This window comes from Vibrio neptunius (assembly GCF_000967495.1).
Taxonomy (GTDB): Bacteria; Pseudomonadota; Gammaproteobacteria; order Enterobacterales; family Vibrionaceae; genus Vibrio; species Vibrio neptunius.
The window spans coordinates 1-542 of the sequence record NZ_JXXU01000134.1 but is presented as its reverse complement, the minus strand read 5'-3'; the positions used below and the strand labels follow the sequence as shown (position 1 = coordinate 542).

Sequence of the window (542 nt, the reverse complement as noted above, 5' to 3'; positions counted from 1 at the left end):
GTATTTTAGGACGAGACACACCGATGCCTATAGCCGAAAAATCATGGGCTATGAGCTAAGTAACGAAATGAAAGCATCAGATGTTGCCAAAGCTTTAGGTATGGCCGTCAAAAATCGACACTATAGGCATGCAGCTATCCACCATTCAGATAGAGGACTGCAGTATTGCTCGGGGCTATACCAAACCAAGCTACGTCAGGCAGGAATGGTTCCCTCAATGACAGATGGATATGATTGTTATCAGAATGCTCTAGCAGAGCGAGTTAATGGCATTCTAAAACAAGAGTTCTTGCTATATAAATGTCGAAGTTTGGAAGACTTAAAACGTTTGGTTAGCGAATCAATCGACGTTTACAATAATATGAGGCCGCACTTAAGTTTAGGAATGAGAACGCCAACTGAAGTGCATGAAAAAAGTCAGCAGCTTGCGCTGCTGACTTAGCAAAAACTATCAACGTATTTTAGGACGAGACAGCGGCTAGTGATATAGGATGCGGGAGACGGGAACGGACTTCGTCCTACGGATAACTGGAAAACTGGAT

The 542-nt window shown here is 43.4% G+C and carries 1 protein-coding gene; it reads left to right on the top strand.

The features are described 5' to 3' along the window. Nucleotides 1-442, top strand: a 442-nt coding sequence (locus TW84_RS23355) for an IS3 family transposase (RefSeq protein ID WP_045978000.1), incomplete at its 5' end; no start/stop codon positions are given. Nucleotides 443-542 lie beyond the last annotated feature (100 nt).